Genomic DNA, 22,926 nt, shown 5'->3' with positions numbered 1-22,926 from the left:
ATCGGACGGAGGTCTGCGAATGGTCGTTAGCTTCCATCCATGAGCGAGCGCCGGCAATAACGAATCCAGCCTCAGAATTGACATTAACGGACAGCACCGATCCGATCGTTTCGATAGACTCCGGTCACAGAGAAATACCTTCGCGGGACAGGCCATGAGCATCGAGCGCTACTCCATCTCCATGCATTTCCCCCGGGTGCTGATGAACGCCGCGCGCCGTCGCGGGCTCGACGAGGACAGGCTGCTCGCCGAAGCCGGCATCAGCCGCCGGCTGCTCGACAACCCGCACCTGCGCATCACCCCCGACCAGTTCAGCCGGCTGATGCGCGGCGTCTGGCGCCTGGGCGACGACGAGTTCCTCGGCATGGGCGCGCAACGCTGCCGCCAGGGCATCTTCGCGCTGATGGCCAAGCAGGTGGTCCGCTCGCGCACCCTGGGCTCGGTCTATTACAAACTCGGCCACTTCTACAATCTGGTGAACGACTCGCTGCGCATGGAACTGCAGGTCGAAGGCGACGAGGCCCGCTTCTCGATGGCCCTGACCGATCCGTCCCAGGACCCGGACTACCTGCTGCGGGAATTCCTGCTGCTGCTCTGGCACCGCTTTCCCAGTTGGCTGATCGGCCAGCGGATTCCGCTGAAGTACGCCACCTTCGACCACGCGGCCCCCGAGCATCTGGCCGAGTACCGCCTGATGTTCCCCTGCCCGGCGCGCTTCGAGCAGCCGACCAACAGCCTGGTGTTCGAGGCACGCATGCTCGACGCCCCGGTGGTGCAGACCCCCGAGGCCCTGGCCACCCACCTGCGGCGGGCGCCGATCGACTGGTTCACCCGGCCCGCCTACTACCCCGTGTATACCCGGCGGGTACGCGATCATCTGGAAAGATCCGGCGACCTGGCCGGCGCGACCATCCAGAGCACCGCCGCCGCCCTGCACCTGACCGAACGCACCCTGCGCCGCCGGCTCAGCGCCGAAGGCAGCAGCTTCCAGGGCATCAAGGACGGCATGCGCCGCGACATGGCCATCCACTACCTGACCCAGCCTTCCATGCCGATCAGCCAGGTCGCCCGGCAGTTGGGCTTTTCCGAGCCGTCCGCGTTCACCCGGGCGTTCAAGCAGTGGACTGGCGAGCTACCCAAGACCTACCGGGACGCGGCCCGAAAAATGTAACTTTTTATGTCAAGAATTCCCGCCAGGCGCCTCTCCGGCCGGTACGGGACGACGGTCCCGCCGTCGGAAATGCGGCTAAATAATTGATTCCAAAATAGTTTGAATAGAAATTTATTTTCATTGCCATGGAGTAACCCTGCGCAAGGACTACCCGATTCGGGGCTCCTCGGAGGCACTCGCGCCCCCGTGCGATCCATACTCGCCACCCGTCGGGTTCCACTCGCCGCTTTGCCCGAAAGTCGCCGAAGGCACGGCTGGCGCCGCCTCCAGGGTCATTTTCGCCATCCGCCCGGGAATGCGGGCACGCCCTGCGCGAACCACCGGCCACGGCCGGGCCCCGACAAACCGGCCATCTCTCTGAAAGCGCGTCCTTGAGCGGCTACAGCGGTTTTCTCAAGTCGTCGATAGGGGAATAATGGAGAGGCTTTCTTCCCTCCCCTGCCTTGCGATCCCACTTTTATTCGAGGTTCACATGACCGAGCACGCTCCAGCGGGCACGCCGCAGCTTTCCGCTCGCGCAATCCTATTGATCGAACTGGCCCTGGCGATGGGCGGTTTCGGTATCGGCACCGGCGAGTTCACCATCATGGGCCTGATGCCGAACGTGGCCCAGGATCTGAACATCAGCGAGCCCCAGGTGGGGCATGTGATCAGCACCTACGCCCTGGGCGTGGTGGTCGGCGCGCCGCTGCTGGCGATCCTCGGCGCCCGCCTGCCACGCCGCATCCTGCTGATGCTGCTGATGCTGTTCTTCGCCGCCGGCAACTTCGCCAGCGCCCTGGCATCGGATTATCACGCCCTGATGCTTTATCGTTTCATCGCCGGCCTGCCCCATGGCGCCTACTTCGGCGTCGCTTCGCTGGTGGCCGCCTCCATGGCACCGCCGGACAAACGCGCCAACGCGGTCAGCCGGGTGATGACGGGCCTGACCGTTGCCATTCTGGTCGGCAACCCGCTGGCCACCTGGCTCGGTCAATGGCTGAGCTGGCGCAGCGCCTTCGCCCTGGTCGGCGCCATCGCCCTGCTCACCGTGGCCCTGGTGTTCATCTACCTGCCGGTGAGCCGTCATGAGGAAACCAGCAACCCGATACGCGAACTCCGCGCCTTCAACCAGCCCCAGGTGTGGCTGGCGCTGGCCATCAGCGCGATCGGTTTCGCCGGCATGTTCTGCGTGTTCAGCTACCTGGCGCCGACCCTGCTGGAAGTGACCGGGGTGCACGAAAACTGGATTCCGTTCGGCCTGGCCGCCTTCGGCCTCGGTACCATCGTCGGCAACATAGCCGGCGGCTGGCTGTTCGACCGGCTGAAATTCAAGTCCGTCGCCCTGGTGCTGCTGTGGAGCACCGCGGTACTGCTGCTCTTTCCGATGTCGGTCCACTCGCTCTGGACCATCCTGCCGGCGATCTTCGCCGTGGGCACCATGGTCGCCCTGTCGCCGCCGCTGCAGACCCACCTGATGGATGTGGCCACCGAGGCGCAGACCCTGGCCGCCGCCTCCAACCACGCCGCCTTCAACATCGCCAACGCCCTCGGCCCCTGGCTCGGCGGCCTGGCCATCAGCGCCGGCCTCGGCTGGACCGTCACCGGCTATGTCGGCGCGGTCACCGCGATCCTCGGTCTGCTGATCTTCTTCCAGGCCTGGAAGCTGCAAGGCAACCCGGCGCAAAGCGCGCCAGCCGGGCAGGCAGTGACGGAACACTGACCCGCTTCCGCGTGCCCGGGCGGCCGAGGGGCACCCGGGCATCCCCGGCGCACTTCGCCGCCCGCCCTACCTCGTCAAGACCGCGGCCGCGAGCCCGGGCTCGGCTTCGAACTGGATGCCCGCCCCGATCAGCGGATCGATCTGGCCGGCCACCCGCGCCAGCGCATCGACCCGTTCCGTCTTCACCAGCACCCGGCCCTGGCCGTCGAAACGCATTCCCGTCTCCCGCAACGCAGCTTCGTGCCCCGGCGGCTCCGGAGCCTGCAGCGGATGAACCTCGATCTCGTAGGGCCGGAAGCCCTTCTCGCGCAGGAAGACCACGATCCGGTCGCGATCCAGGTTCAGATCCCGTTTCACTTCGTCGAACTTGTCGCTGCTGCGCCGAAAGGCCAGCGTCCAGACCGCGAAATCGCCCGTCACGCCCAGGTCGGTGAGTCCATCCACCGTCACCGCAGCGTCTCCCGTGCGAAAGCCTTCCACGCCCTGCCCCATCGCCCAACCGGAAAAGACCAGGACACTACCGACGATCAGCGCCGGAGCCCATCCAGTACACACACGGGCGCCACGGCCATCTCCCCGAAAACGCCCGAACGAGCCGGAGCCCGTTGTCATCAACCCCTTCATTTTCAATCACCCGAATATTGCGTCTCGATAGCACTGGCAGCATCGGGCAAACGAAGGAAATGAAAGTGTGCACAAGCGGAAACGGCCTTGGCTGTGCGGGAAACCGGCGATTTAGAGCTGGCCATCGAGGCACGAGGAGTTGCGCCACGAGGGGGCGGGCCGAATGGCAAGTGCGCCGGGCGGGAAAACCGCTCCGCGCGCCCGTCGCCCGGACAGCCGGGACCGCCCGACGGCGCCCGGCCTCAGCGCGTCGAAGCCGCCGCCGGCGCGGGCCTCGGCTCGGATTCGAACTGGATGCCCGCCGCGATCAGCGGATCGATCTGGCCGGCCACCCGCGCCACCGCATCGACCCGCGCCGTCTTCACCAGCACCCGGCCCTGGCCGTTGAAACGCTGTCCCGCCTGCTGCGACGAGGCTTCGTGGCCCGGCAGATCCTCGACCTGCAGCGGATGGACCTCGATCTCGTCGGCCCTGAAGCCCTTTTCGCGCAGGAAGACCACGATCCGGTCGCGATCCAGATTCAGACTCCGCCGCACCTCGGCGAACTTGTCGCTGCCTCGCCGAAAGGCCAGCGTCCAGACCGCGAAATCGTTCTTCACATCCAGATTTGTGAGTCCATTCACCGTCACCGCACGGTCCACCGCGCGAAAGCCTTCCACTCCCTGCCCCACCGCCCAACCGGAAAAGACCAGGGTACTACCGATGATCAAGGCAGGAATCCATCCAGTACGTATTGTGCTGTCCATGGCTATCCTCCCGGGGGTTTCCGAACAGGCTAGTCCATGCCAGGGCGGGCAGCGGAGCGCTTGTCGCGGGCTTTGGCGCTGGATTATGGTGCAGCACCCCGCTTTCCTACGGACGGCACCTTCCCATGCCCATTCCCGCCCCACGGCCCGGCCACTATGCCCTCGGCGGCATGCTGGCGAGCATCCTGCTCAACTTGCTGCTGCGCACCTTCGTCAAGGTCGGCGGCCTGCTCGCCACCCTGCTGATCGCCGGCCTGATCGCCGCCGGCATGGCTCTGGTCTTCGTCTGGCGAAACCGCCGCGCGCCCTGGCCCGAAGAGCGCCGGCGCATCGTCCTGTACTACGGCCTAGGCCTCGGCGTGCTCTATCTCGGCCTGCTGGGCATGATGGAGCAGCAGTACGAACACGGCCCGGTCGGGCTGATGCTGTTCGGCCTGCACTACGCCTGCTATCCGGCTCTGGCCTGGATGGCGCTGGGACGGCTCGGAAGGTAGGAAACGATGATGGACGAGCGGCACGCTGGCCGACCGGGACGCGTGCCGGAGCGCGGGAGCGGACTCATCCGCGATGGGGAGCGCCCCAGGCGGGGGCATCGCGAACAAGTTCGCTCAGCGGATATGGACGGAAAGCCATGCGACGGAAGGTAGTCCCGGCTATCGGAAAGCAGCGGGCCGGAGGAGCGATCCTCCTTGCTTCAGCAAACGCCCATCCCCAACTGCAACAGGGCCAGCCCGCCCTGTCGCCAGCCCCACCAGGCGAGGAGCGCCAACAGGCCGAGCACTGCGACGGCCGCCAGACGCACCGGCCAGCCGCTCATCCCGCCTCGGCCGCGCGCAGGCGCGCCACCGGCTGTTCGCGCACCGGCCAGTTGAGCAGCGCGGCCACCAGGCTGAGGGCGATGGAGATCTGCCAGACCAGCTCGTAGCTGCCCGTACGGTCGTAGAGCCAGCCGCCCAGCCAGCCGCCGAGAAAGGCGCCGAGCTGATGGAAGAGGAACACGATGCCGCCGAGCATCGACAGGTTGCGCACGCCGAACAGGGTCGCCACGGTGCCGTTGGTCAAGGGCACCGTGGACAGCCACAACAGGCCCATGGCCATGCCGAAGGCATAGGCGCTCCACTCGCTGAGCGGCAGGTAGACGAAGGCGACGATCACCACGGCGCGCAGCAGATAGAGCACGCTCAGCAGCGGCGGCTTGGCATGGCGCCCGCCGAGCCAACCGGCGAGATAGGTGCCGAACACGTTGAACAGCCCCACCAGCGCCAGCACCGTGGTGCCGACCTGGGCCGGCAGGTGCCGGTCCACCAGATAGGCCGGCAGGTGCACACCGATGAACACCACCTGGAAGCCACAGACGAAGAAACCCAGCGCCAGCAGCCAGAATCCGCCGTGACCGGCCGCCTCGCGCAATGCCTCGCCCAGGCTTTGCTCGTGAGCCTGCGGCGGCTGCGGGCGATCCTTCAGCAATCCCACCAGCGGCACGATCAGGGCGACCAGCAGCCCCAGCGCCAGCAGCGCCGACGACCAGCCGAGCCAGCCGATCAGGCCGAGGGTGCCGGGCAGCATGGCGAACTGGCCGAAGGAACCGGCGGCCGCGGCGATGCCCATCGCCATGCTGCGTTTCTCCGCCGGCGCGGCACGCCCGACCACGCCGAGGATCACCGAGAAGGAGGTGCCGGACAGGCCGACGCCGATCAGCAGTCCCGCGCTCAGCGATAGCGTCCAGAGCGAATCGGCCAGCGCCATCAGCACCAGCCCCAGCGCATAGAGCAGCCCGCCGACGACCACCGCCCGCGCCGCGCCGTAGCGGTCGGCCAGCGCCCCGGTGAAGGGCTGCGTCAGTCCCCAGATCAGGTTCTGCAGGGCGATGGCGAAGGCGAACACCTCCCGCCCCCAGCCGAACTCGCCGCTCATCGGCGCCAGGAATAGGCCGAAGCCATGGCGCACGCCCAGCGACAGGGCCAGGATCAGCGAGGCACCCAGCAGGACCCAGCCACTGGTGCGCCACATCGTCGAAGTCATGAAATATCCTTTATGGGTATATACCCGCTTATCCGTGAAAAAATCAGCCGAGACTTTCCAGTTCGTCCAGCAGCGCCAGCAAGGCGTTGCGCTTCTGCGCTCCGAGGCGCTGCCCGAGCCGCTCCTGCACCTGCTCCCAGGCAGGTCTCGCCTCGTCGAGGCAAGCCCTGCCCGCCGCGGTCAGAGACACCAGCCGGTTACGCTGATCCTCGCCGCCCTCCAGCGCCAACAACCCCTTGCCCTCCAGCACCCGCAGATTGCGCCCGAGGGTGCTGCGATCCAGCCCCATCGCCTCGGCCAGTTCCGTGATGCTCGGCCGCCGCAGCCGTTCGAGGTTGCGCAACAACGCATATTGCGCGGCATTCAGCCCGACGCCGGCGAGAGCATCGTCGTACAGCCGGTTCACGCTGCGCGTGGCCCGGCGGAGCTTGGTGCAGAGGCAGGGTGTCGGAAGCATGGGATAAGGGTATATACCCGGAGCGGCGGACCGTCAACTACGGCAAAAAATCAGTAGCGATAACGGCACATCACGATCTGCGGGGCATCGCCGTTCACCTTGTAGACCAATCGATGTTCCTCGCTGACGCGACGCGACCAGAAACCACTGAGGTCGTGTTTCAAAGGTTCCGGTTTGCCCAGGCCACCGAAAGGATCGCGTTGCGCCTCCCGGATCAGCAGGTTGATCCGTTTCAGCCCGGCCTTGTCGTTCTGCTGGAACCACAGATAGTCGTCCCAAACCTCGGGCGTGAAGAGAATATTCAGCGTCAATCTTCGTCGACGAGCGTTCGCGGCTCCGCCTTCCCTGCCCGCAGATTGGCGATCGAGCGGATCAGTCGTTCGGCATTGGCGGGCGAACGCAGCAGATAGGCCGTCTCTTCGAAAGCGTTGTAATCGGCCAGGGACATCATGACGACCGGCTCTCCTTTCTGCCGGGTGATCAGGATGGGCGCGCGGTCGTCGTTCACCCGCTCCATGGTTTCCGCCAGATGCTGGCGGGCCGTGGTGTAGTTGATAGTTTGGCTGCGCGATTTTCCACCCCGTATGAGCCGAGAACCGGAAAATGTTCCGGCTCAGGTTTCCACCGCCGCCCATTGCTTGCTCAGCCGCTTGTCCGACACCGGCATCCTGGTCCCCAGTTGCTGGGCGAACAGCGATACCCGGTATTCCTCCAGCATCCAGCGATACAGGGTCAGCTCGGGGTCGCGCTTGCCCTCCTGGGCGTGCTTGGCGGCGCGGGCCTGATATTGCTCCCAGAGGGCGGCGAGTTCGCCACTCCAGACGCGGTCGCGCTGGAGCTGGCCGCCGACCTTGTCGAGGCGCTGCTCGATGGCCTTGAGGTAGCGGGGATACTCGCGCAGCCAGTCGGCCGGCGTGTCGCGGACGAAGCCGGGGAAGACGAGCCGGGCGAGTTGGGCCTTGATGTCGTTGAGGGCAACGGCCTGGGCCAGGTCGATGCGCCCCTTGAAACGCTTCTGCAGGTCGTGGCGCAGCTTGAGGATGTCCAGCACCAGCTTCGCCAGGCGGCCGGCCTGTTCGGCCCAGGCGCCGCGCTTGCGCTCGGCCAGCGCGGCCAGCGCGGCACCGTCGCGGGGCAGTTGCGGCTCGCCGTCGAGGATGCTGGCGTCGAGGCTGGCCAGAAGAATGTCCTCGACCAGGGCGTCCGGCTTGCCCATGTCGCGGTACAGCAGGCTGAGCTCGGTGAGTCCTGGCAGCTTGCCGCGCAACTGCTTGGCCGGTTCGGCCAGTTGCTGCAGGAGCAGGCGTTGCAGGGCGCGGCGGTGCTGGAAGTCGGCCTCGGCCTGGGTCGGGAAGCGGTTCTCCTTCACCGTGCCGGCCTCTTCCACCAGCGCCGGGAACACCGTCATGGAGAGGCCGGCGATCTTCTGCTGGGTCTTTTCCGCCAGCGGGGCGAAGCCTTTGGCCTCGACCGGCGCGGCGTCGGCCTTGCGTTGCGGGATGGCCAGGGCCGCCTGGCTGGCCTCGGCGAAGCGGGCGGTCAGTTCGGCCAGGTCGCGGCCCTCGCCGAGGAACTTGCCGCGCGCATCGACCACCTCGATGTTCATCTTCAGGTGATTCTCGAGCTGGACGGCGGCCTCCACCCAGGCCTCCTCGGGCACGCGGGCGCCGGTCATGCGCGTGAGCTCGCGGCCCAGCGCCTCGGGCAAGGCGCCTTCGGCGAAGGCCATCCTGGCCAGCGCCGCCTTGACGAAGTCCGGTACCGGCACGAAGTTCTTGCGGATCGCCTTGGGCAGGTTGCGCACCAGGGCCACGCACTTGGCCTCCAGGAGGCCCGGCACCAGCCAGTCGAGACGTTCGGCCGGCAGTTGCGGCAACAGCGGCGCCGGCACGCGGACGGTCACCCCATCGCGGGGATGGCCCGGCTCGAAATGGTAGGTCAGCGGCAATTGCAGCTCGCCGAGGCGCAGGCTGTCGGGGTATTGCGCGGCGGTGACCTCGCTTGCGTCGCGGGCCAGCACGTCCTCCTCGCGCATCATCAGAAGCTGCGGGTCCTTCGCGCTCTCGCGCCGGTACCAGTCGTCGAAACTCGCGGTCTGGCAGATGTCCGCCGGCAGGCGCGCCTCGTAGTAGGCGAACAGGGTTTCCTCGTCGGCGAGGATGTCGCGCCGGCGCGCCTTGGCCTCCAGTTCGTCGAGCAACTCCAGCAGTTCCCGATTGGCGCTCAGGCACCTGGCGCGGCTGGCGATCTCGCCGCGCACCAGCCCCTCGCGGATGAACAGCTCGCGGGAAACCTGCGGATCGACCGGCCCGTAGTGCACCGGACGGCGACCGACCACGATCAGCCCGTAGAGGGTGATCTGCTCGAAGGCGACGACCTGGCCGCGCTTCTTCTCCCAGTGCGGTTCGAAATGGTTCTTCTTGAGCAGATGGCCGGCCAGCGGCTCGATCCAGTCCGGCTCGATTTTCGCCACCATGCGCGCGAACAGCTTGGTGGTCTCGACCAGCTCGGCGGCCATCACCCAGGCCGGCTTCTTGCGGCCGATCACGCTGGAGGGGTGAATCCAGAACCGCCGCTGGCGGGCGCCGAGGTAGTCGCCCTCCTCGGTCTTCTGGCCGATCTGGCTGAGCAGGCCGGAGAGGATGGCCTTGTGCACGGCGGAGTAGTTCCTGACCTTCTGCGCGGCCTCGCTGGCCTCGGCCTGCTGGCGAACGATGGCGTTGACCTTGTTGTCGGTAGTCGGGGCGGGCACTTCGCTGGCCAAGGCTTCGCCGTTGTCCACCCTACGGCCCTGTCCGGTGGAAAAGCCTTCGGCGTTGTCCACCCTACGGGAGTCGGATTTTGCGTAGGGTGGATGGCCGGAGCCATCCACCGCTTGGCCCATGCCGAGCTTGAGTTCACGCACGATCAGCGCGAGCTGACGGTGGGCGTCGCGCCATTCGCGCAGGCGCAGGTAGTTGAGGAAATTCTTCCGGCACCAGGTACGCAGGGCGTTGGAGCCCAGCGCCTGGCGCTGCTCCTCGAAGCCGCGCCAGAGGTTGATCAGCGCGGCGAAGTCGGAATCCGGGTCCTTCCACTGGGCATGGGCCTGGTCGGCGGCCTGCTGGCGTTCCGCCGGGCGCTCGCGCACGTCCTGCACGGACAGCGCGCTGGCGACGATCAGTACCTCTTCCAGGCTGCCCAGGCGGGCGGCCTCCAGCAGCATGCGGCCCAGGCGCGGGTCCACCGGCAGGCGCGCCAGTTGACGGCCGAGCGGAGTGAGCTGGCCTTCGCGGGTGACCGCGGACAGCTCCTGCAGCAAGTTGAAGCCGTCGCTGATCGCCTTGCCGTCCGGCGGCTCGATGAAGGGGAAATCCTCGATGCTGCCCAGGCGCAGGTGGAGCATCTGCAGGATCACCGCGGCGAGGTTGGTACGCAGGATTTCCGGATCGGTGAACTCCGGACGGGCGAGGAAATCCTCCTCGCTGTAAAGGCGCACGCAAATGCCCGGCTCCACCCGCCCGCAACGGCCCTTGCGCTGGTTGGCGCTGGCCTGGGAGACGGCCTCGATGGGCAGACGCTGGACCTTGGCCCGGTAGCTGTAGCGGCTGATCCGCGCCGTGCCGCTATCGATCACGTAGCGGATGCCCGGCACGGTAAGCGAGGTCTCGGCGACGTTGGTCGCCAGGACGATCTTGCGCCCGGCCGCCGGGCGGAAGATCTTCTGCTGCTCGGCCGGGGTCAGGCGAGCGTAGAGCGGCAGGACCTCGGTGTGTTTCAGGTTGGCCTTGCGCAGTACCTCGGCGCAGTCGCGGATCTCGCGCTCGCCGGGCAGGAACACCAGCACGTCGCCGGGACGCTTGCCGACCGAGCGCTCGTGGGCGGCGATCTCGTCGAGGGCGGCGAGGATGCCCTGGTCGACGCTCAGGTCGTCCTCGACCCGGTTGCCCTCCTCGTCAACCTCGGCGGCCAGCGGGCGATACCAGGTTTCCACCGGGTAGGTGCGCCCGGACACCTCGACGATGGGCGCAGCGTTGAAGTGCCTGGAGAAACGCTCCAGATCGATGGTCGCCGAAGTGATGATGACCTTGAGGTCGGGCCGGCGCGGCAACAGGGTCTTCAGGTAGCCGAGCAGGAAGTCGATGTTCAGGCTGCGCTCATGGGCCTCGTCGACGATGATGGTGTCGTAGCGCTCCAGGTAGCGATCGTGCTGGGTCTCGGCGAGCAGGATGCCATCGGTCATCAGCTTGATCAGGCTGCGCTCGTTGGATTGGTCCTCGAAGCGCACCTGATAGCCGACCAGTTCGCCCAGCGGCGAGCCGATCTCCTCCGCCACCCGGGTCGCCACGCTGCGCGCCGCCAGGCGCCGGGGCTGGGTGTGGCCGATCAGCCCGTGCGCACCGCGACCGATCTCCAGACAGATCTTCGGCAACTGGGTGGTCTTGCCCGAGCCGGTCTCGCCGGCGATCACCAGCACTTGATGTTTCTCAAGCGCCGCCTTGATCTCCTCGCGCTTGGCGGCGATGGGCAACTGGTCGTCGTAGCGCAGCGCCGGCACGCTGGCCCGCCGCGCCTCGACCCTGGCGCAGGAGGCCTGGAAGCGCTCCAGCCAGTGCGCCAGCCTCGCCTCGTCGGACTGGGGCGTCCCCGGCTTCTTGCGCAGTTCGTGGAGCTGGCGGCGCAGGCGGTGACGATCGGCGATCAGGGCGTGGTCGAGGTTGTTCAGGAGAGAGTCGAAAGCGGGCATTGCGTCGGTCATGGACAGCCGTTGGCGATTCGCTGAAAAGCCGCGATTGTCGCAGATTTGGCCGGCGGGAGTCGTTCCGGGTTCGGCGGGAAAGGCGCCTTTCCCGTTTCGCTGTTCACAGGGCGGACAACGCCGCGGGCCTGTCCGCCCCGGTGGATGGCTTCGGCCATCCACCCGACTGCCCGTCGCCCCGTGTCCTCAGCGCGATGCGTTGCGCCTGGCGACACGCCCCGGAGCGCCCTGGGCGAGCCATATGTTGACGTTCTCGATGGTCTGCTTGGACAGCCTGCCGGCCCAGCGATTCAGAATCAGAAGATTGGTGATGAAGTCGTACTGGGCTTGCAGGAGATCGCGCCGTGCCCGGTACTCGTTCTGCACGTTGGTCAACACGTCGGCCGCGTTCACCACGCCGAACTGGAAGCCCTTTTCGGCGGCCTCCGTGGACTTCTTCGCCGACTCGAGCGCATTGCGCGAGGCGCGGATCCGCTCCACGCTGGCCTGGGCCGTGAGATAGGAGCTGGTGGTTTCCTTGAACACCTGACGCCGCATCGCCTCGAGCTCCTGCTCGGCCGAATCCCGGTCGTTGTGCAGCGCACGGACCCGGGCGGAGGTGGAACCGCCGCTGTAGATGGGTACCTGCAGGGCGATACCGGCCGAATAGTTGTCGTAGCGGTTCGTCTGGTTGTTGTCGTAGCCGGCGTCGCTGCGCAGCGCCGACAGGTTGAGACTGAGGGAGGGATAGTGCCCGCCCTTGCCTTCGCGGATGGCCGCATCGGCCGCCGCGAGCGCGTCCTGCCGCGCCTTGAGCCCCGGGTTGGCGGCGATGGCGCGATCGATCCAGACTTCCAGGGTCTCCTGGGGAGCCTGCAGTTCGATGTCGTCGCGGATACGGCTGAGCCGCTCCTGCACAGGGCGCCCGATGACTTCGGAAAGCTCCTCGCGGCTGAGACGAACCTGGTTGCGCGCGTCGACCTCGTCGGCGGCCAGCGCATCGATGCGCGCCCGGAGATCGAGGACGTCGGTGATCATCGCCAGTTGCTTTTCGTAGAGCGCATTGACGCGGTCCAGGTTCTTCTGGGTGGCGCGGCGCTCGGCCAGGACCAGCTCGAGCTCGTCGTCGGAAGCCAGGGCGACGAAATAGCGCTGCGCCAGGTCGATGGCCGCTTCCGCCTGGGCATCCTCGGCCTCGGACTGGTCGCGTTTGGCCAGACTCTTGAAGCGCTGGTAATTCTCCCAGGCGGGCTTGTTGTAGAGATGCTGGGTCAAGGTGAGGGAATAACGCTCCGTGTCGTAGGAACTACGCGCCGCATCGTCGTCGCGCGTGTTGCGGCTGAACACGGTGGTCGCCGAGACCTGCGGCAGCAACTCTCCCAGCGCCTCGCGTTGCCGCTCCTTGCCGGCCTGGGCGCGCGCATAGGCGGCCAGGACCCGCGGGTCCTCCAGCCGCGACTCCCCGTACAACTGCAGCAGATCGGCGGTGTATTCCGAGGCGCGGACTTCCCGTTTTTCCGCGCCGGACGGCACGGCCGGCGTCGAATCGCTCCGTGGGGGCGCGGCCTGTACCGAGACGCTCACCAGGGCCAGAAACATGATGTAGGGCGTGCGTTGCACGGTCACTCCTCAATCAGCGATCTGGCGAACGCATCGGTGGCCGGCTGTAGCAGGTATTGCAGCATGGTGCGCTTGCCAGTGTTGATGTAAACCTCCGCCGGCATGCCCGGTTGCAGCCTGAGCTCGCCCAGGCGCCGGGCTCCCTCCTCGGTCAGGCCGATACGGGCCAGGTAATAGGGCATGCCGTTCTTCTCGTCGACCAGGCGGTCGGCGGAAACCCGCAGCACCTTGCCCTCGACGACCGGGGTCGTGCGGCTGTTGAAGCCACTGAAGCGGATATCGGCGGACTTGCCGGCCTCGACCCGGTCGATATCGCTGGGCGCGACCTGGGCCTCGATGACCAGATCGGAGATGGACGGCACTATGTCCAGCAGAGGCGTTCCCGGATTGATCACGCCACCGATGGTATGCACCGTCATACCCAGGATCATGCCGTCCTCGGGCGCGCGGATCACCACGCGGCTCAGGCGGTCCTCCAGGGCGGACTTCTTCTCCTGCAGATCGAAGACCTTGGTCTGCACCTCGGCCAACTGGCTGACGACATCGGCGTTGAAGTCCTTGTTGAGCTGGAGAATCTGCAGCTCGGTTTCATTGATCTGCAAGCGGATCTTGGTGATTTCCGAGCTGTGGTCGGCGATCTCGGCGCGCAGCTTGTCGAGATTGCGTTCCTGCTCGAGCAGGCGCTGCTTATCGACGAACCCCTCGGCCAGCAACTCCTTCAGTTCGCGGATTTCCTTGGTGAAAGAGTTCTGCAAGCTGCCCTTGGTGCGGATCACGCCTTTCAGGCCGTTGATCTGCTCGTGCAACTGGCCGATGCGCTTTTCCAGCACGGCCTCCTCTCCCAGGCGGGAGTTGCGGCGGGCCGTGAACACCTGGGTTTCGCCGTCGCGGGCCTCGCGCGCACGCGCGCTGTCCAGCTCGAGCATGGAGGAGAAATTGATGGTTTCCAGATTGTCGCGCTCGGCGCGCAGCCGGGCCTCCATCGCCTGCGCCGCGATCAACTGGCTGCGGGTCACCTCGTTCTCGGCGCGGATCTGGGTTTCGTCGAGGACGATCAGCGGATCGCCGGCCTTGACCATATCGCCGTCGCGCGCGTGCAGCTCCTTGACGATGCCCCCCTCGAGGTGCTGCACGGTCTTGCGATAGGTCTGCACGGTCACGACCCCCGGGGCCAGGGCCGCGCTGTCCAGGGGAGCGACGGCGGCCCAGGTGCCGAAGATGCCGAACGTGACGAAAACGATCAGGAAACCTATCGCGCGCGTGCCATGGTCGGACGTCGGCAGCTCGGCAAGCACGGGAAGCTGGCGGTTGGTGGTTGCATCGGTCATTTGTGTCTCTCTGTTCAAGCCTTGCCGGCCTGGGCGGCGTCGGGCGAGATCCTGGCCTGCTTGGCCAGATCCGTCTGCTGCTGAGCGGCGAGCTCGGCCAGCACCTTGTCGCGCGGGCCGGAAAGCGCGAGCGTACCGTTGTGCATCACCAGCAACGAGTCCAACTGGGCCAGGATGTTGGTTCGATGGGTAATGATGAAAATGGTTGCATCGGTCGCCTTGATTTGCCGGATGGCACTGGCCAGGGCGCGCTCGCCCACGTCGTCCAGGTTGGAGTTCGGCTCGTCGAGGACCAGCAGGCGCGGGTTGCCATAGAGGGCACGGGCCAGCCCCACGCGCTGGCGCTGACCGCCGGAGAGGCTGATCCCTTCACTGCCGATCACGGTGTCGTAACCATCCGGCAGTTGCAGGATCATCTCGTGCACGCCGGCCATCCTGGCGGCCTGGATCACCTTGTCCGGCTCGATCTCGCCGAAGCGGGCGATGTTCTCGCTGATGCTGCCCTCGAAGAGTTCGATGTCCTGGGGCAGGTAGCCGATATGGGGTCCGAGTTCCCGTTTGTCCCAATTGTTGATGTCGGCGCCGTCCAGGCGCACCACGCCGTGCTGGGGCGCCCATACGCCGAGCAGTGCCCTGGCGAGGGTGGACTTGCCCGAGGCACTCGGGCCGATGATGCCGACGACCGAACCGGCCGGCACGGTGAAGCTGATGTTCTTCAGGATCGGCGTCTTCGAACCGGGCGCGCCGACGACCAGGTTTTCCACCTGGACACGGCCCTCGGGCGCCGGCAACGACATGCGCTCCTGTTCGGATTTCTGCCGGTCGAGAATCTCGTTGAGTCGCGCATACTGCGAACGGGCGGTGATGAACCCCTTCCAACCGCCGATCATCATGTCGATCGGCGCCAGTGCCCGTCCCAGCAGAAGCGAACCGGCGATCATCAGGCCGGGATTGATTTCCTGCTTGACGGCCAGATAGGCGCCCACACCAAGAATCAGCGACTGGACGAGCATTCGGAACGTTTTCGACAGAGAAGTGATGAAACCGCTCTTGTCGCTGGCGACCGATTGCAAGTGCAAAACTTTATTCTGGCGCACACTCCAGCGGGCAATGAGGCTATGCAACATGCCCATGGACTGGATCACTTCGGCATTGCGCAAATTCTTGGTGGTATAAAGATTGGCCGCGATATTTTGTTTATTGGCTTCCGCCAGGGCCTTGCCGGTAAGTTTCTCGTTCAATGCGGCCAGGCAGAGCAGAACGATCGCGCTGGCAATGGCGATCCAGCCATACCACGGATGGAAAAAGAACATGACCCCGATATAAACCGGCAACCAGGGAGCATCGAAGAATGCGAAAAGTCCGGCTCCCGTCAGGAACTGCCGCAGTCCGGTCAGATCATTGAGCGGTTGCGCCGAAGCATCCATTCCGCCACTGTCCAGTGCCCGCTTGAAACTCGCCCGGTATACATCTCGCCCGAGCAGAGCATCCAGCCTGCTGCTGATGCGGACCATGATCCGGGAGCGCGTCCATTCCAGAGAGCCCATAGTCACCATGAGCGCGGTCATGATAAGCGTGAGCATCAAAAGTGTAGTTATGCTTCCGCTGGTCAGAACTCGTCCATATACTTGGAGCATATAAAAGGAAGGGACCAGCATCAGTGCATTGACGAAAAAACTGAAGAAGCCGACCGAAATGAAACTGCCTTTGCAGATCTTGAGGGCAGCCTGCAGGCTGTTCTCACGTACATTACGCATACTGTGTCGCTCGGATAAGGTAAAAAAATAAAGGCGGTACGTTATCACACGCGATCCGAGCCCCAAAGACCGGATGTCTCCGTTCCGACCAAATGTTTCTTCGCGCCTTGACAGCCATATTCCTTCGGCTACGCATAGCTCAGTCCGTTTAACGAATGGCATCAAGCCATCAAATTGCCATCATCCCGCATGAAAAATCCGGCTTGCAGCATGCAGACAAATTGTAGGCAAGAAGAGATAAGGCAAGGCAAAAAAAACAGAGTCGAAAAACACGAAGAGTTCGAGCGATCACCTTGGAAGCCACCATTAATCTTTGATTTGACTGTTCTTTCTCCCTTCACGAAACGGCGAACTAATTCCCGGATAAATTATCGTCATGAATCGGAAACCAATTCCTCATGAGAAGTCGAACCTGGCCGCTGTCCGTGAGTTACACATCGACCGGAAACAGGATGGACAATGGCCTTATGACGTCAATAGTCGAGCTATTCGATATCAATCGGACAGCCGGCCGCCGCAGCCGCATGGCCGAGCCAAGGACAGGAAGAACGGGTGGGAATGCGGAATCGGACCAGCCACAGGATGGGATGGGAAAGCCTTGCCCGGTCGGACAGACGGAACGTCTCTGCCGCCACCCGACCGCGGATAAATCCCTTCGCAGTTCGTGGACAACACCGCAGGCTTGTCCACCATGGTGGAAGGCTTCGGCCATCCGCCAACTGGCGGTGCCCTCCCACGGCCCTCGCCGGCAAGCAAGCGAAGGTCTTGAAAGAGCCGGGACTCACTCAATAGGCATTCTTGCCGACGAACCCCTTGAACACCGTCAGGAAGATGATCTTCAGGTCCAGCCACAACGACCAGTTGTCGATGTACCAGAGGTCGTACTCCACCCGCTTCTGCATCTTCTCCAAGGTATCCGTCTCGCCCCGGTAGCCACAGACTTGCGCCCAGCCGGTGATGCCCGGCTTGACCTTGTGGCGCTGCATGTAGGACTCGACCAGATCCTTGTAGTACTCGTTGTGCTCCAGGGCATGGGGACGCGGACCGACGATGGACATGCGCCCCTGCAGCACGTTGAAGAACTGCGGCAGTTCGTCGAGGCTGGTGCGCCGCAGGAAGGCTCCCAGGAGCGTGACGCGCGCATCGTTACGGCAGGCCTGGGTCACCTCGCCGTCCTTCTCCCGGTGCACCACCATCGAGCGGAACTTGTAGACCTTGAAGCGCTTGCCGTTGATGCCGGTGCGGTACTGCTTGAACAGCATAGGCCCCCGAGAGGTGAGCTTGACGGCCAGGCCGATCAGGAGACAGAGAGGCAGGATCAATACCATGACGGGAATGGCGATCAGCAGATCCTCCAGCCGCTTGATCAGTCGCGCCGGACCGTTCATCGGGCTGAAGCTCAGGTCCAGGGTATAGAGGCCGGCGATATGACTGATGCGGTGATTGAACAGGCGGATATCGTCCCATTCGGGAATGAAACGTATCTCTACCGTATGGTGACGCAATGCGTAGAGAATCGAGCGGATGGCTCCCCCCTCGCCGAGAGGAAGACAGAGCCATACCTCATGCACACCATGTTGCCTGACCCCGGCGACCAAGGTATCCAGCCAGTCCGGGTCGCGACTGAATGGCAGGCTGTGAACCACCCTGAAACCATGCTCCTCGAGCGCGCGCCCATCGCTCAGTTGGCCGGCGGAACTGCCTCCCGAATCCACCAGGAGTACGGTTTTCAGGTTTCGCCCCAGGGCACGCAGGTGGCGTAGCAGCAGGAAGGCCACCAAACGCAACAGCAGGCTCAGGGACCACCCCAGCAACAGCATGCTCACGAACCAGAGCCGTGAGTAGCTTTCCGACACCTTGAGCAGGAAGGAAAGCGAAAGCAATATGCCTGCCGCGACGAGCCAGGCAAAGGTCAGCACACTGAATTGGCGCTGGAAGGGTCGACCACGTTGCGAACCGTAAACCCCGGCCAGCGCCAGGCAAAAAACGACAACGATCGCGCTCAGCAATGTCGCGGTGTTGTAACGCCCCGACATGTCGAAATTATCGAAACGAAACTGATGGGCCAGGAGGGCTGCAGCAATGACAAAAAACAGGTCCAACAGCGCCACGAACAGAGGGACGGGGTAGCGCTCGGCGAAAGTCGGCTGAAAACGGGGAATCAAAACATGTCCTTTTGGAGTCCGAGGGTATGCCGCCGAACGAAGCAGAGTTCAAAACCTCGATCTGGCGACCCTGCTCTATGGCGACATTCCCCTTCGACTCGATCTAATCGCGAATTGACATCATGGTATCGGATACCGGGCCGCGCGAAACGATATCAGAAAGGCACGTACATACTTCCCTGGAAAGAACCAAAGACTCGTCTGTTCGAGATCAGGAAAATCCCCTGGAGTCAAGCGGGATACCAGTGGACCAGGAGCCGTTCATATTCGTTCAATACATCGCTCCATTTATAGCCTGCCCGAAAACGCTCACGGCTCGCAGCTCTCATGTTCCTGACGGACGTCTCGTCCGTCAGAAGTTCATCGAGCAAATCGGCACAAGCCGCTTCATCTCCGAAATAGGCGGCTCCAGAGCCAGCCACCCATCGATTGAACGGATTGTCGTAGGCAATGATCGCACAACCTGCACCCAGAGCCTCGACCAGGGAGGGATTGGTACCGCCGACACGATGGCCATGCAGATAGAAGCGACTGAAAAAGCGTAATGCCTGCACGATGAAGAGCTCATATATCGCACCGGGAAAAATCACCTCATCGCTTGCAGCACTCATGACCGAACGATGGAAAGGATTGCGCTCCGGCTTCAAATCGCCCAGTACGAGCAACTTATGTCCGCGTTCGGTGCGGCTGAAGGCACGCACGATCTCCAACAGCGAATTCTCCGGCTCGGGACGCGCGATGACCACGGAAAAATGCCCCGGCTCGACGCCGTAGGACGCGAGTTGCCGCGAATCGGCATCAAGGACCTCATCGGCGCCATAAGGTATCACCGTAATCTTTTCGGGCCTGGCACGGGCGATCAGGTGCTCCTTGATCACAGGATGGTCCGCTACCAGATGATTACCGATTCGGCATGCAGCGTATTCGTTCATCCAGAACCAGGCCTTGGCCGAACGTCCCCACTTGGCTCGGCGCCACTCGATACCATCCATATTGATGATATTGGTTTGCCCCTTCAGCCGCTGGAGCAGATTAAAGATTGCGGTGTTATAACCAAGCGTCAGGAAAATACCTTCCTGCGATAACGCATGATGGGTGGCTTTCCAGTCGAACATCATCGAACCCAGTCCATCGTCTCGCCGCACGGGGATTTCGACACGACGAATCCCTTTCCAAAAGCTCTCCGAAAGACTCCCACGACCGCAGCTCTGGCAATAGACGGTAACCTCCCAGCCCTTGTCGACGAGAAATAGCGACAGCCGTTCCGCAAAGGTTTCGAATCCACCATAGGCGGCAGGGACACCCCGGGTACCCAGGATATTCAGCTTGTAGCGCATTCGGTTCTCGAGACCACCTTGACCAGGGCGTAGGTGAAGAAAAGCAGAAGGGCCGGCACCAGCAATACGAAACCAGCCAGGCCCGCCATTCTCCGCATGACCGTCATGGAGGACTTCGATACCAAGGTGCCCAGTCGCTCGGCGAAGCCCGTCCAGGAAAAGCGCGGAGCCAGGGCCCGCAACGCTCGACGCATATCGGAAAGTCGCTCGGGAGAACGGCTGAGACTCGAAAGCGTCTCGCCCAAGGTAGTCCTGTCCACCACCAGGCCAGCGCCTTCGCGTTCGAGCCTCACCCCCCACTCGTCATCCATGTTCTGCACGATCGGCAAGCCCAGGGTCAGACAATCGAAGTTCCTCGTTCTCGACGCATAGTCGTTCTCATAGCCCTCGGCTCCCCACACCAGAGAAACATCGAGTCCCGCCCAATATTCGAAGCGCCTGGAAAACTCCACCCAAGGCATGAAAACGACATTCGCCCAGGCCTCCTCCCCGACGGAGCGCAGCAATTCGGCCTGACGGAACTCATCAGCCCCGAAAAAAATTATCTTTATGTTCCTGTTTTCGACGATCGCCCCCGAAACGCCACGCATCACCGAATCGAGATCGAACCAGCCATAAACCCCACCCAACCATCCGACCAGAAAATCATTCTCTTGAAATTGCCGACCGGCCAATTGCCCCAACAGCTCCCTTCCCCGTTCCCTGTCGAAAGCCCCGCAGGCATCGCAACCGAAGGGAATTATGGAAATACGCTTGAATTCGCGGGTCAAAAAAAAAGGCGCCAACGAACCTCTGAACAGATCCAGTTGCCGCTTGTTGGCCACGATCACGCCATTGAAGGTCAAGCCTCCCAGCAGGTTGCGCGCAGCATTGAAATGACTTTTTATCAGTATCTTCATCCGCGCGAGACGCTTATTACGCCTCATGAGAGCATCCAGCTCGATCCAGTGCGGGACATAACCATCCAGAACAAGCGTCTTCCCACCGAAACCCGCAGCGAGCGCCAGAAACAGAAGTACGGGTCCCCCACCGTGCAAAACAATCACATCGGCAAGAGCGAACGAAGCGATCAGGCGGAAAACATCGGTGACGGCAACGAACCGAACGCCCGATGGCAACCTCGCATCGTCGGCCGACCGCCCGGCCAGTACAGCGTCGTGACCCTGGCGGACCAGTTCGCGGGCCAGAGAAAGATAACGGAGCTCCGGTCCACGCAACTCGGCCAGATAATTTCCTTTATATACAAGCAAAAACCTCATACGACTCCTAGTCGCGCGAATCGCGGGCAGTGACGCTCCGCAAGTCTTCCGCCAACCTGATCGCCAGGGATTTGGCATGCTGACGCAACTCGGGAACGGCAGTTGCCTCCCAGAAATTCGCCCGGAGCATTGGCCCCACATAACTCAACCAGGACGCGGCGCTTCCCCGTGCATCTCTCACGGCCAGCCGCTCGTCCACGGACAAGCCGAGGCCATGAGCATCGGGCTGCACATGCCCCTCCGCGAGCAACTGGGCGATGAGCGCATTGTCCAGCCTGCGCAGATCGGCGTTGGGTCCCGTGCAATTGACGATGCCGCCGACCTCGATGGACTCGACCTGCCGGCTGCCCCGCAACCGGACACTCACCCGCAAGGCCCCCGAGCAAACCTCGACGGAGCCGATCCGCCCTTTCAGGGCCTCGATGGAACCATTGGCCAGTCCATCCTGAAAACGCTGATGGGACTCGGGGGCGGCCAGGTGCCGATGCACCTCCCAGAAAGGCTGCACATGGCGGAGAAACCGGCGGCGCTCTTCCTCCGGAAGACGCCCCCACAACTGCGGAGTATGGGGACGCAGGGCGGCGATCAAATCCCGCCAGCCCGGATCATCCCCCGCGACACTCGCCAGTTGCCGGTACTGCCGGCGCATCTCGCGCAGGTAACCACGGATGGTCGGCTGCATCCCCAGCAGGCGCAGACCCACGTCCAGGGAAGACGGTGAGCCGCTTCGCCGCAGGCGATGCGCAAGCGGACGCAGCCCTCGGCGCGACAACAGGTAAACGCGGCCCTGCGGCCTGCGACGCAACAGGTCCACGGCCACGTCCAGCGCCGTCAGGCCAGCCCCCAGCAACAAGACCGGCTTGCCCTTGTCGACGAACCCACAGAGGTCCCCCTTCCAGGGATCACGCAGGTAGAGCCCCGCCTCGGCGGCGGATAGCAGTCCGGGCGGCTCCGACGGCGGGAAATGCCCGCACGCCAGGACGACCCGATCGGCCGAAATCACCTCGCCACCAGCCAACTCGACGACGGCACCATTTCCCTGGGGCCTCAGACAGCACACCTCGCCACGCACCCGCTGCAAGGACAGGCCGGCCGGACAGTCGCGCTCGGCGGCGTCCAGCAGCGCTGCCAGATATTCGCCGTAAGACCGGCGCGTCGCGAAGGAACGAGCCGTCGCCCCCTCCATCCGCTCCTGGCAGAAGCGCAGGAAGGAGTCGGGGTCGTCGGCCAGAGCACTCATGTTGCCGGCCGGCACATTCAGTAGATGATCCGGGCTGTCGGTGCCATAAGCCAGCCCCGGGCCCATGGCCGCGGATCGATCGATCAGAACGACCTTCGTTCCCAGCGAAGCATGCCGCAGGAACTGGATGGCGGTAACGACCCCACTGAAACCCGCGCCAATGATCGCCAGGGTTTTCATGCCCTCTCCCACTTGTCCAGATAGTCCAGTATCCGGGCCACCGCCGTCGGCAAATCGTCCTTCAGGGTATCGATGCGGATGTGCGGATCGACCGGCGGCTCGTAGGCCGAATCGATGCCCGTGAAATTCTTGATCAACCCCTGGCGAGCCTTGCCATACAACCCCTTGGGATCGCGACGCTCGCACTCGGCCAGCGGCGTGTCCACGAAGATCTCGATGAAGGCTCCGTTGCCGATGACTTCCCGGGCGATGGCCCGATCCCGCCGGAACGGGGAAATGAAAGCGCTGATCACGATCAGACCGGCATCCACGAACAGGTGGGCCACTTCGGCGACACGGCGTATGTTTTCTTCGCGGTCGGCATCGCTGAATCCGAGATCGCGACACAGCCCCATGCGCACATTGTCGCCGTCCAGCAGATAGGTATGCCGTCCGCGTTCGACCAGCGCCAGTTCGAGCGCATTGGCAATGGTCGATTTACCCGCCCCACTCAGGCCGGTCAGCCACAGGGCGACTGGCTTCTGCCCTTTCGCCCGTGCCCTTCGCGCGGCATCCACAGCCAGCGCCTGGGACATCAGGTTGGTACTCATGCTCTCGATAC

Annotated in this window: 18 protein-coding genes; 3 read left to right on the top strand and 15 right to left on the bottom strand. The window is 63.9% G+C overall.

Annotated elements, in window-relative coordinates; genetic code table 11:
- Nucleotides 1-154 precede the first annotated feature (154 nt).
- On the top strand, nt 155-1,171 hold the full coding sequence (locus AVCA_RS07485) for an AraC family transcriptional regulator (RefSeq protein ID WP_012700267.1): 1,017 nt from the start codon (nt 155-157) through the stop codon (nt 1,169-1,171).
- 472 nt (nt 1,172-1,643) lie between these two features.
- Nucleotides 1,644-2,873: an MFS transporter gene (locus AVCA_RS07480; protein ID WP_012700266.1), complete on the top strand. Its 1,230-nt coding sequence runs from the start codon at nt 1,644-1,646 to the stop codon at nt 2,871-2,873.
- Nucleotides 2,874-2,939: 66 nt separating this feature from the next.
- Here the strand turns inward: AVCA_RS07480 and AVCA_RS07475 are convergent, their stop codons facing one another.
- Both AVCA_RS07475 and AVCA_RS07470 read right to left on the bottom strand, forming a co-directional pair.
- Nucleotides 2,940-3,497 carry a hypothetical protein gene (locus AVCA_RS07475; RefSeq protein WP_231876248.1) on the bottom strand — a complete coding sequence of 186 codons (558 nt, stop codon included), beginning with the start codon at nt 3,495-3,497 and terminating at the stop codon, nt 2,940-2,942.
- Between the two features lie 242 nt (nt 3,498-3,739).
- Nucleotides 3,740-4,207 (bottom strand): SIMPL domain-containing protein, encoded by a 468-nt coding sequence (locus tag AVCA_RS07470; protein WP_236616359.1) that lies wholly within the window; start codon nt 4,205-4,207, stop codon nt 3,740-3,742.
- Between the two features lie 161 nt (nt 4,208-4,368).
- On the opposite strand from AVCA_RS07470, the gene AVCA_RS07465 reads away from it, so the two are divergent.
- Nucleotides 4,369-4,737: a hypothetical protein gene (locus AVCA_RS07465; RefSeq protein WP_012700263.1), complete on the top strand. Its 369-nt coding sequence runs from the start codon at nt 4,369-4,371 to the stop codon at nt 4,735-4,737.
- A 319-nt stretch (nt 4,738-5,056) separates the two neighbouring features.
- On the opposite strand, the gene AVCA_RS07460 is transcribed toward AVCA_RS07465, so the two are convergent.
- The 13 genes from AVCA_RS07460 to cysC all read right to left on the bottom strand — a co-directional run bounded on the left by AVCA_RS07460 (nt 5,057) and on the right by cysC (nt 22,915).
- Entirely contained in the window at nt 5,057-6,253 is a 1,197-nt protein-coding gene (locus AVCA_RS07460) for an MFS transporter (RefSeq protein WP_085930866.1), read from the bottom strand.
- Nucleotides 6,254-6,308: 55 nt separating this feature from the next.
- Nucleotides 6,309-6,722: a MarR family winged helix-turn-helix transcriptional regulator gene (locus AVCA_RS07455; protein WP_041807078.1), complete on the bottom strand. Its 414-nt coding sequence runs from the start codon at nt 6,720-6,722 to the stop codon at nt 6,309-6,311.
- A 50-nt stretch (nt 6,723-6,772) separates the two neighbouring features.
- On the bottom strand, nt 6,773-7,027 hold the full coding sequence (locus AVCA_RS07450) for a Txe/YoeB family addiction module toxin (RefSeq protein ID WP_175555961.1): 255 nt from the start codon (nt 7,025-7,027) through the stop codon (nt 6,773-6,775).
- 2 nt (nt 7,028-7,029) lie between these two features.
- A complete protein-coding gene (locus AVCA_RS07445) occupies nt 7,030-7,308 on the bottom strand; it encodes a type II toxin-antitoxin system prevent-host-death family antitoxin (protein WP_072432612.1) in 279 nt (92 codons plus the stop codon).
- Nucleotides 7,309-7,335: 27 nt separating this feature from the next.
- Entirely contained in the window at nt 7,336-11,460 is a 4,125-nt protein-coding gene (gene hrpA, locus AVCA_RS07440; protein ID WP_012700257.1) for an ATP-dependent RNA helicase HrpA, read from the bottom strand.
- A 186-nt stretch (nt 11,461-11,646) separates the two neighbouring features.
- Entirely contained in the window at nt 11,647-13,038 is a 1,392-nt protein-coding gene (locus tag AVCA_RS07435) for a TolC family outer membrane protein (RefSeq protein ID WP_175555962.1), read from the bottom strand.
- A 23-nt stretch (nt 13,039-13,061) separates the two neighbouring features.
- Complete coding sequence (locus AVCA_RS07430) at nt 13,062-14,387, bottom strand: HlyD family type I secretion periplasmic adaptor subunit (protein ID WP_012700255.1); 1,326 nt, start codon at nt 14,385-14,387, stop codon at nt 13,062-13,064.
- Between the two features lie 14 nt (nt 14,388-14,401).
- Entirely contained in the window at nt 14,402-16,144 is a 1,743-nt protein-coding gene (locus AVCA_RS07425) for a type I secretion system permease/ATPase (protein WP_012700254.1), read from the bottom strand.
- Nucleotides 16,145-16,929: 785 nt separating this feature from the next.
- Nucleotides 16,930-18,309 (bottom strand): undecaprenyl-phosphate glucose phosphotransferase, encoded by a 1,380-nt coding sequence (locus tag AVCA_RS07420; RefSeq protein WP_012700253.1) that lies wholly within the window; start codon nt 18,307-18,309, stop codon nt 16,930-16,932.
- 230 nt (nt 18,310-18,539) lie between these two features.
- Nucleotides 18,540-19,646 (bottom strand): DUF1972 domain-containing protein, encoded by a 1,107-nt coding sequence (locus AVCA_RS07415; protein ID WP_012700252.1) that lies wholly within the window; start codon nt 19,644-19,646, stop codon nt 18,540-18,542.
- The gene (locus AVCA_RS07410; RefSeq protein ID WP_231876247.1) at nt 19,631-20,905 is read right to left on the bottom strand and encodes a glycosyltransferase family protein; all 1,275 of its coding nucleotides are present in this window, start codon (nt 20,903-20,905) and stop codon (nt 19,631-19,633) included. The genes AVCA_RS07415 and AVCA_RS07410 overlap by 16 nt, the downstream gene beginning before the upstream one ends.
- A gap of 7 nt (nt 20,906-20,912) precedes the next feature.
- Nucleotides 20,913-22,325: an FAD/NAD(P)-binding protein gene (locus AVCA_RS07405; RefSeq protein ID WP_012700249.1), complete on the bottom strand. Its 1,413-nt coding sequence runs from the start codon at nt 22,323-22,325 to the stop codon at nt 20,913-20,915.
- Nucleotides 22,322-22,915 carry an adenylyl-sulfate kinase gene (cysC, locus tag AVCA_RS07400; protein WP_012700248.1) on the bottom strand — a complete coding sequence of 198 codons (594 nt, stop codon included), beginning with the start codon at nt 22,913-22,915 and terminating at the stop codon, nt 22,322-22,324. Before cysC ends, AVCA_RS07405 begins: the two co-directional genes overlap by 4 nt.
- Nucleotides 22,916-22,926 lie beyond the last annotated feature (11 nt).

Source organism: Azotobacter vinelandii CA (genome assembly GCF_000380335.1).
Lineage (GTDB): Bacteria > Pseudomonadota > Gammaproteobacteria > Pseudomonadales > Pseudomonadaceae > Azotobacter > Azotobacter vinelandii.
The sequence above is the reverse complement of the archived record's forward strand: the minus strand, read 5'-3'. Positions and strand labels throughout refer to the sequence as shown.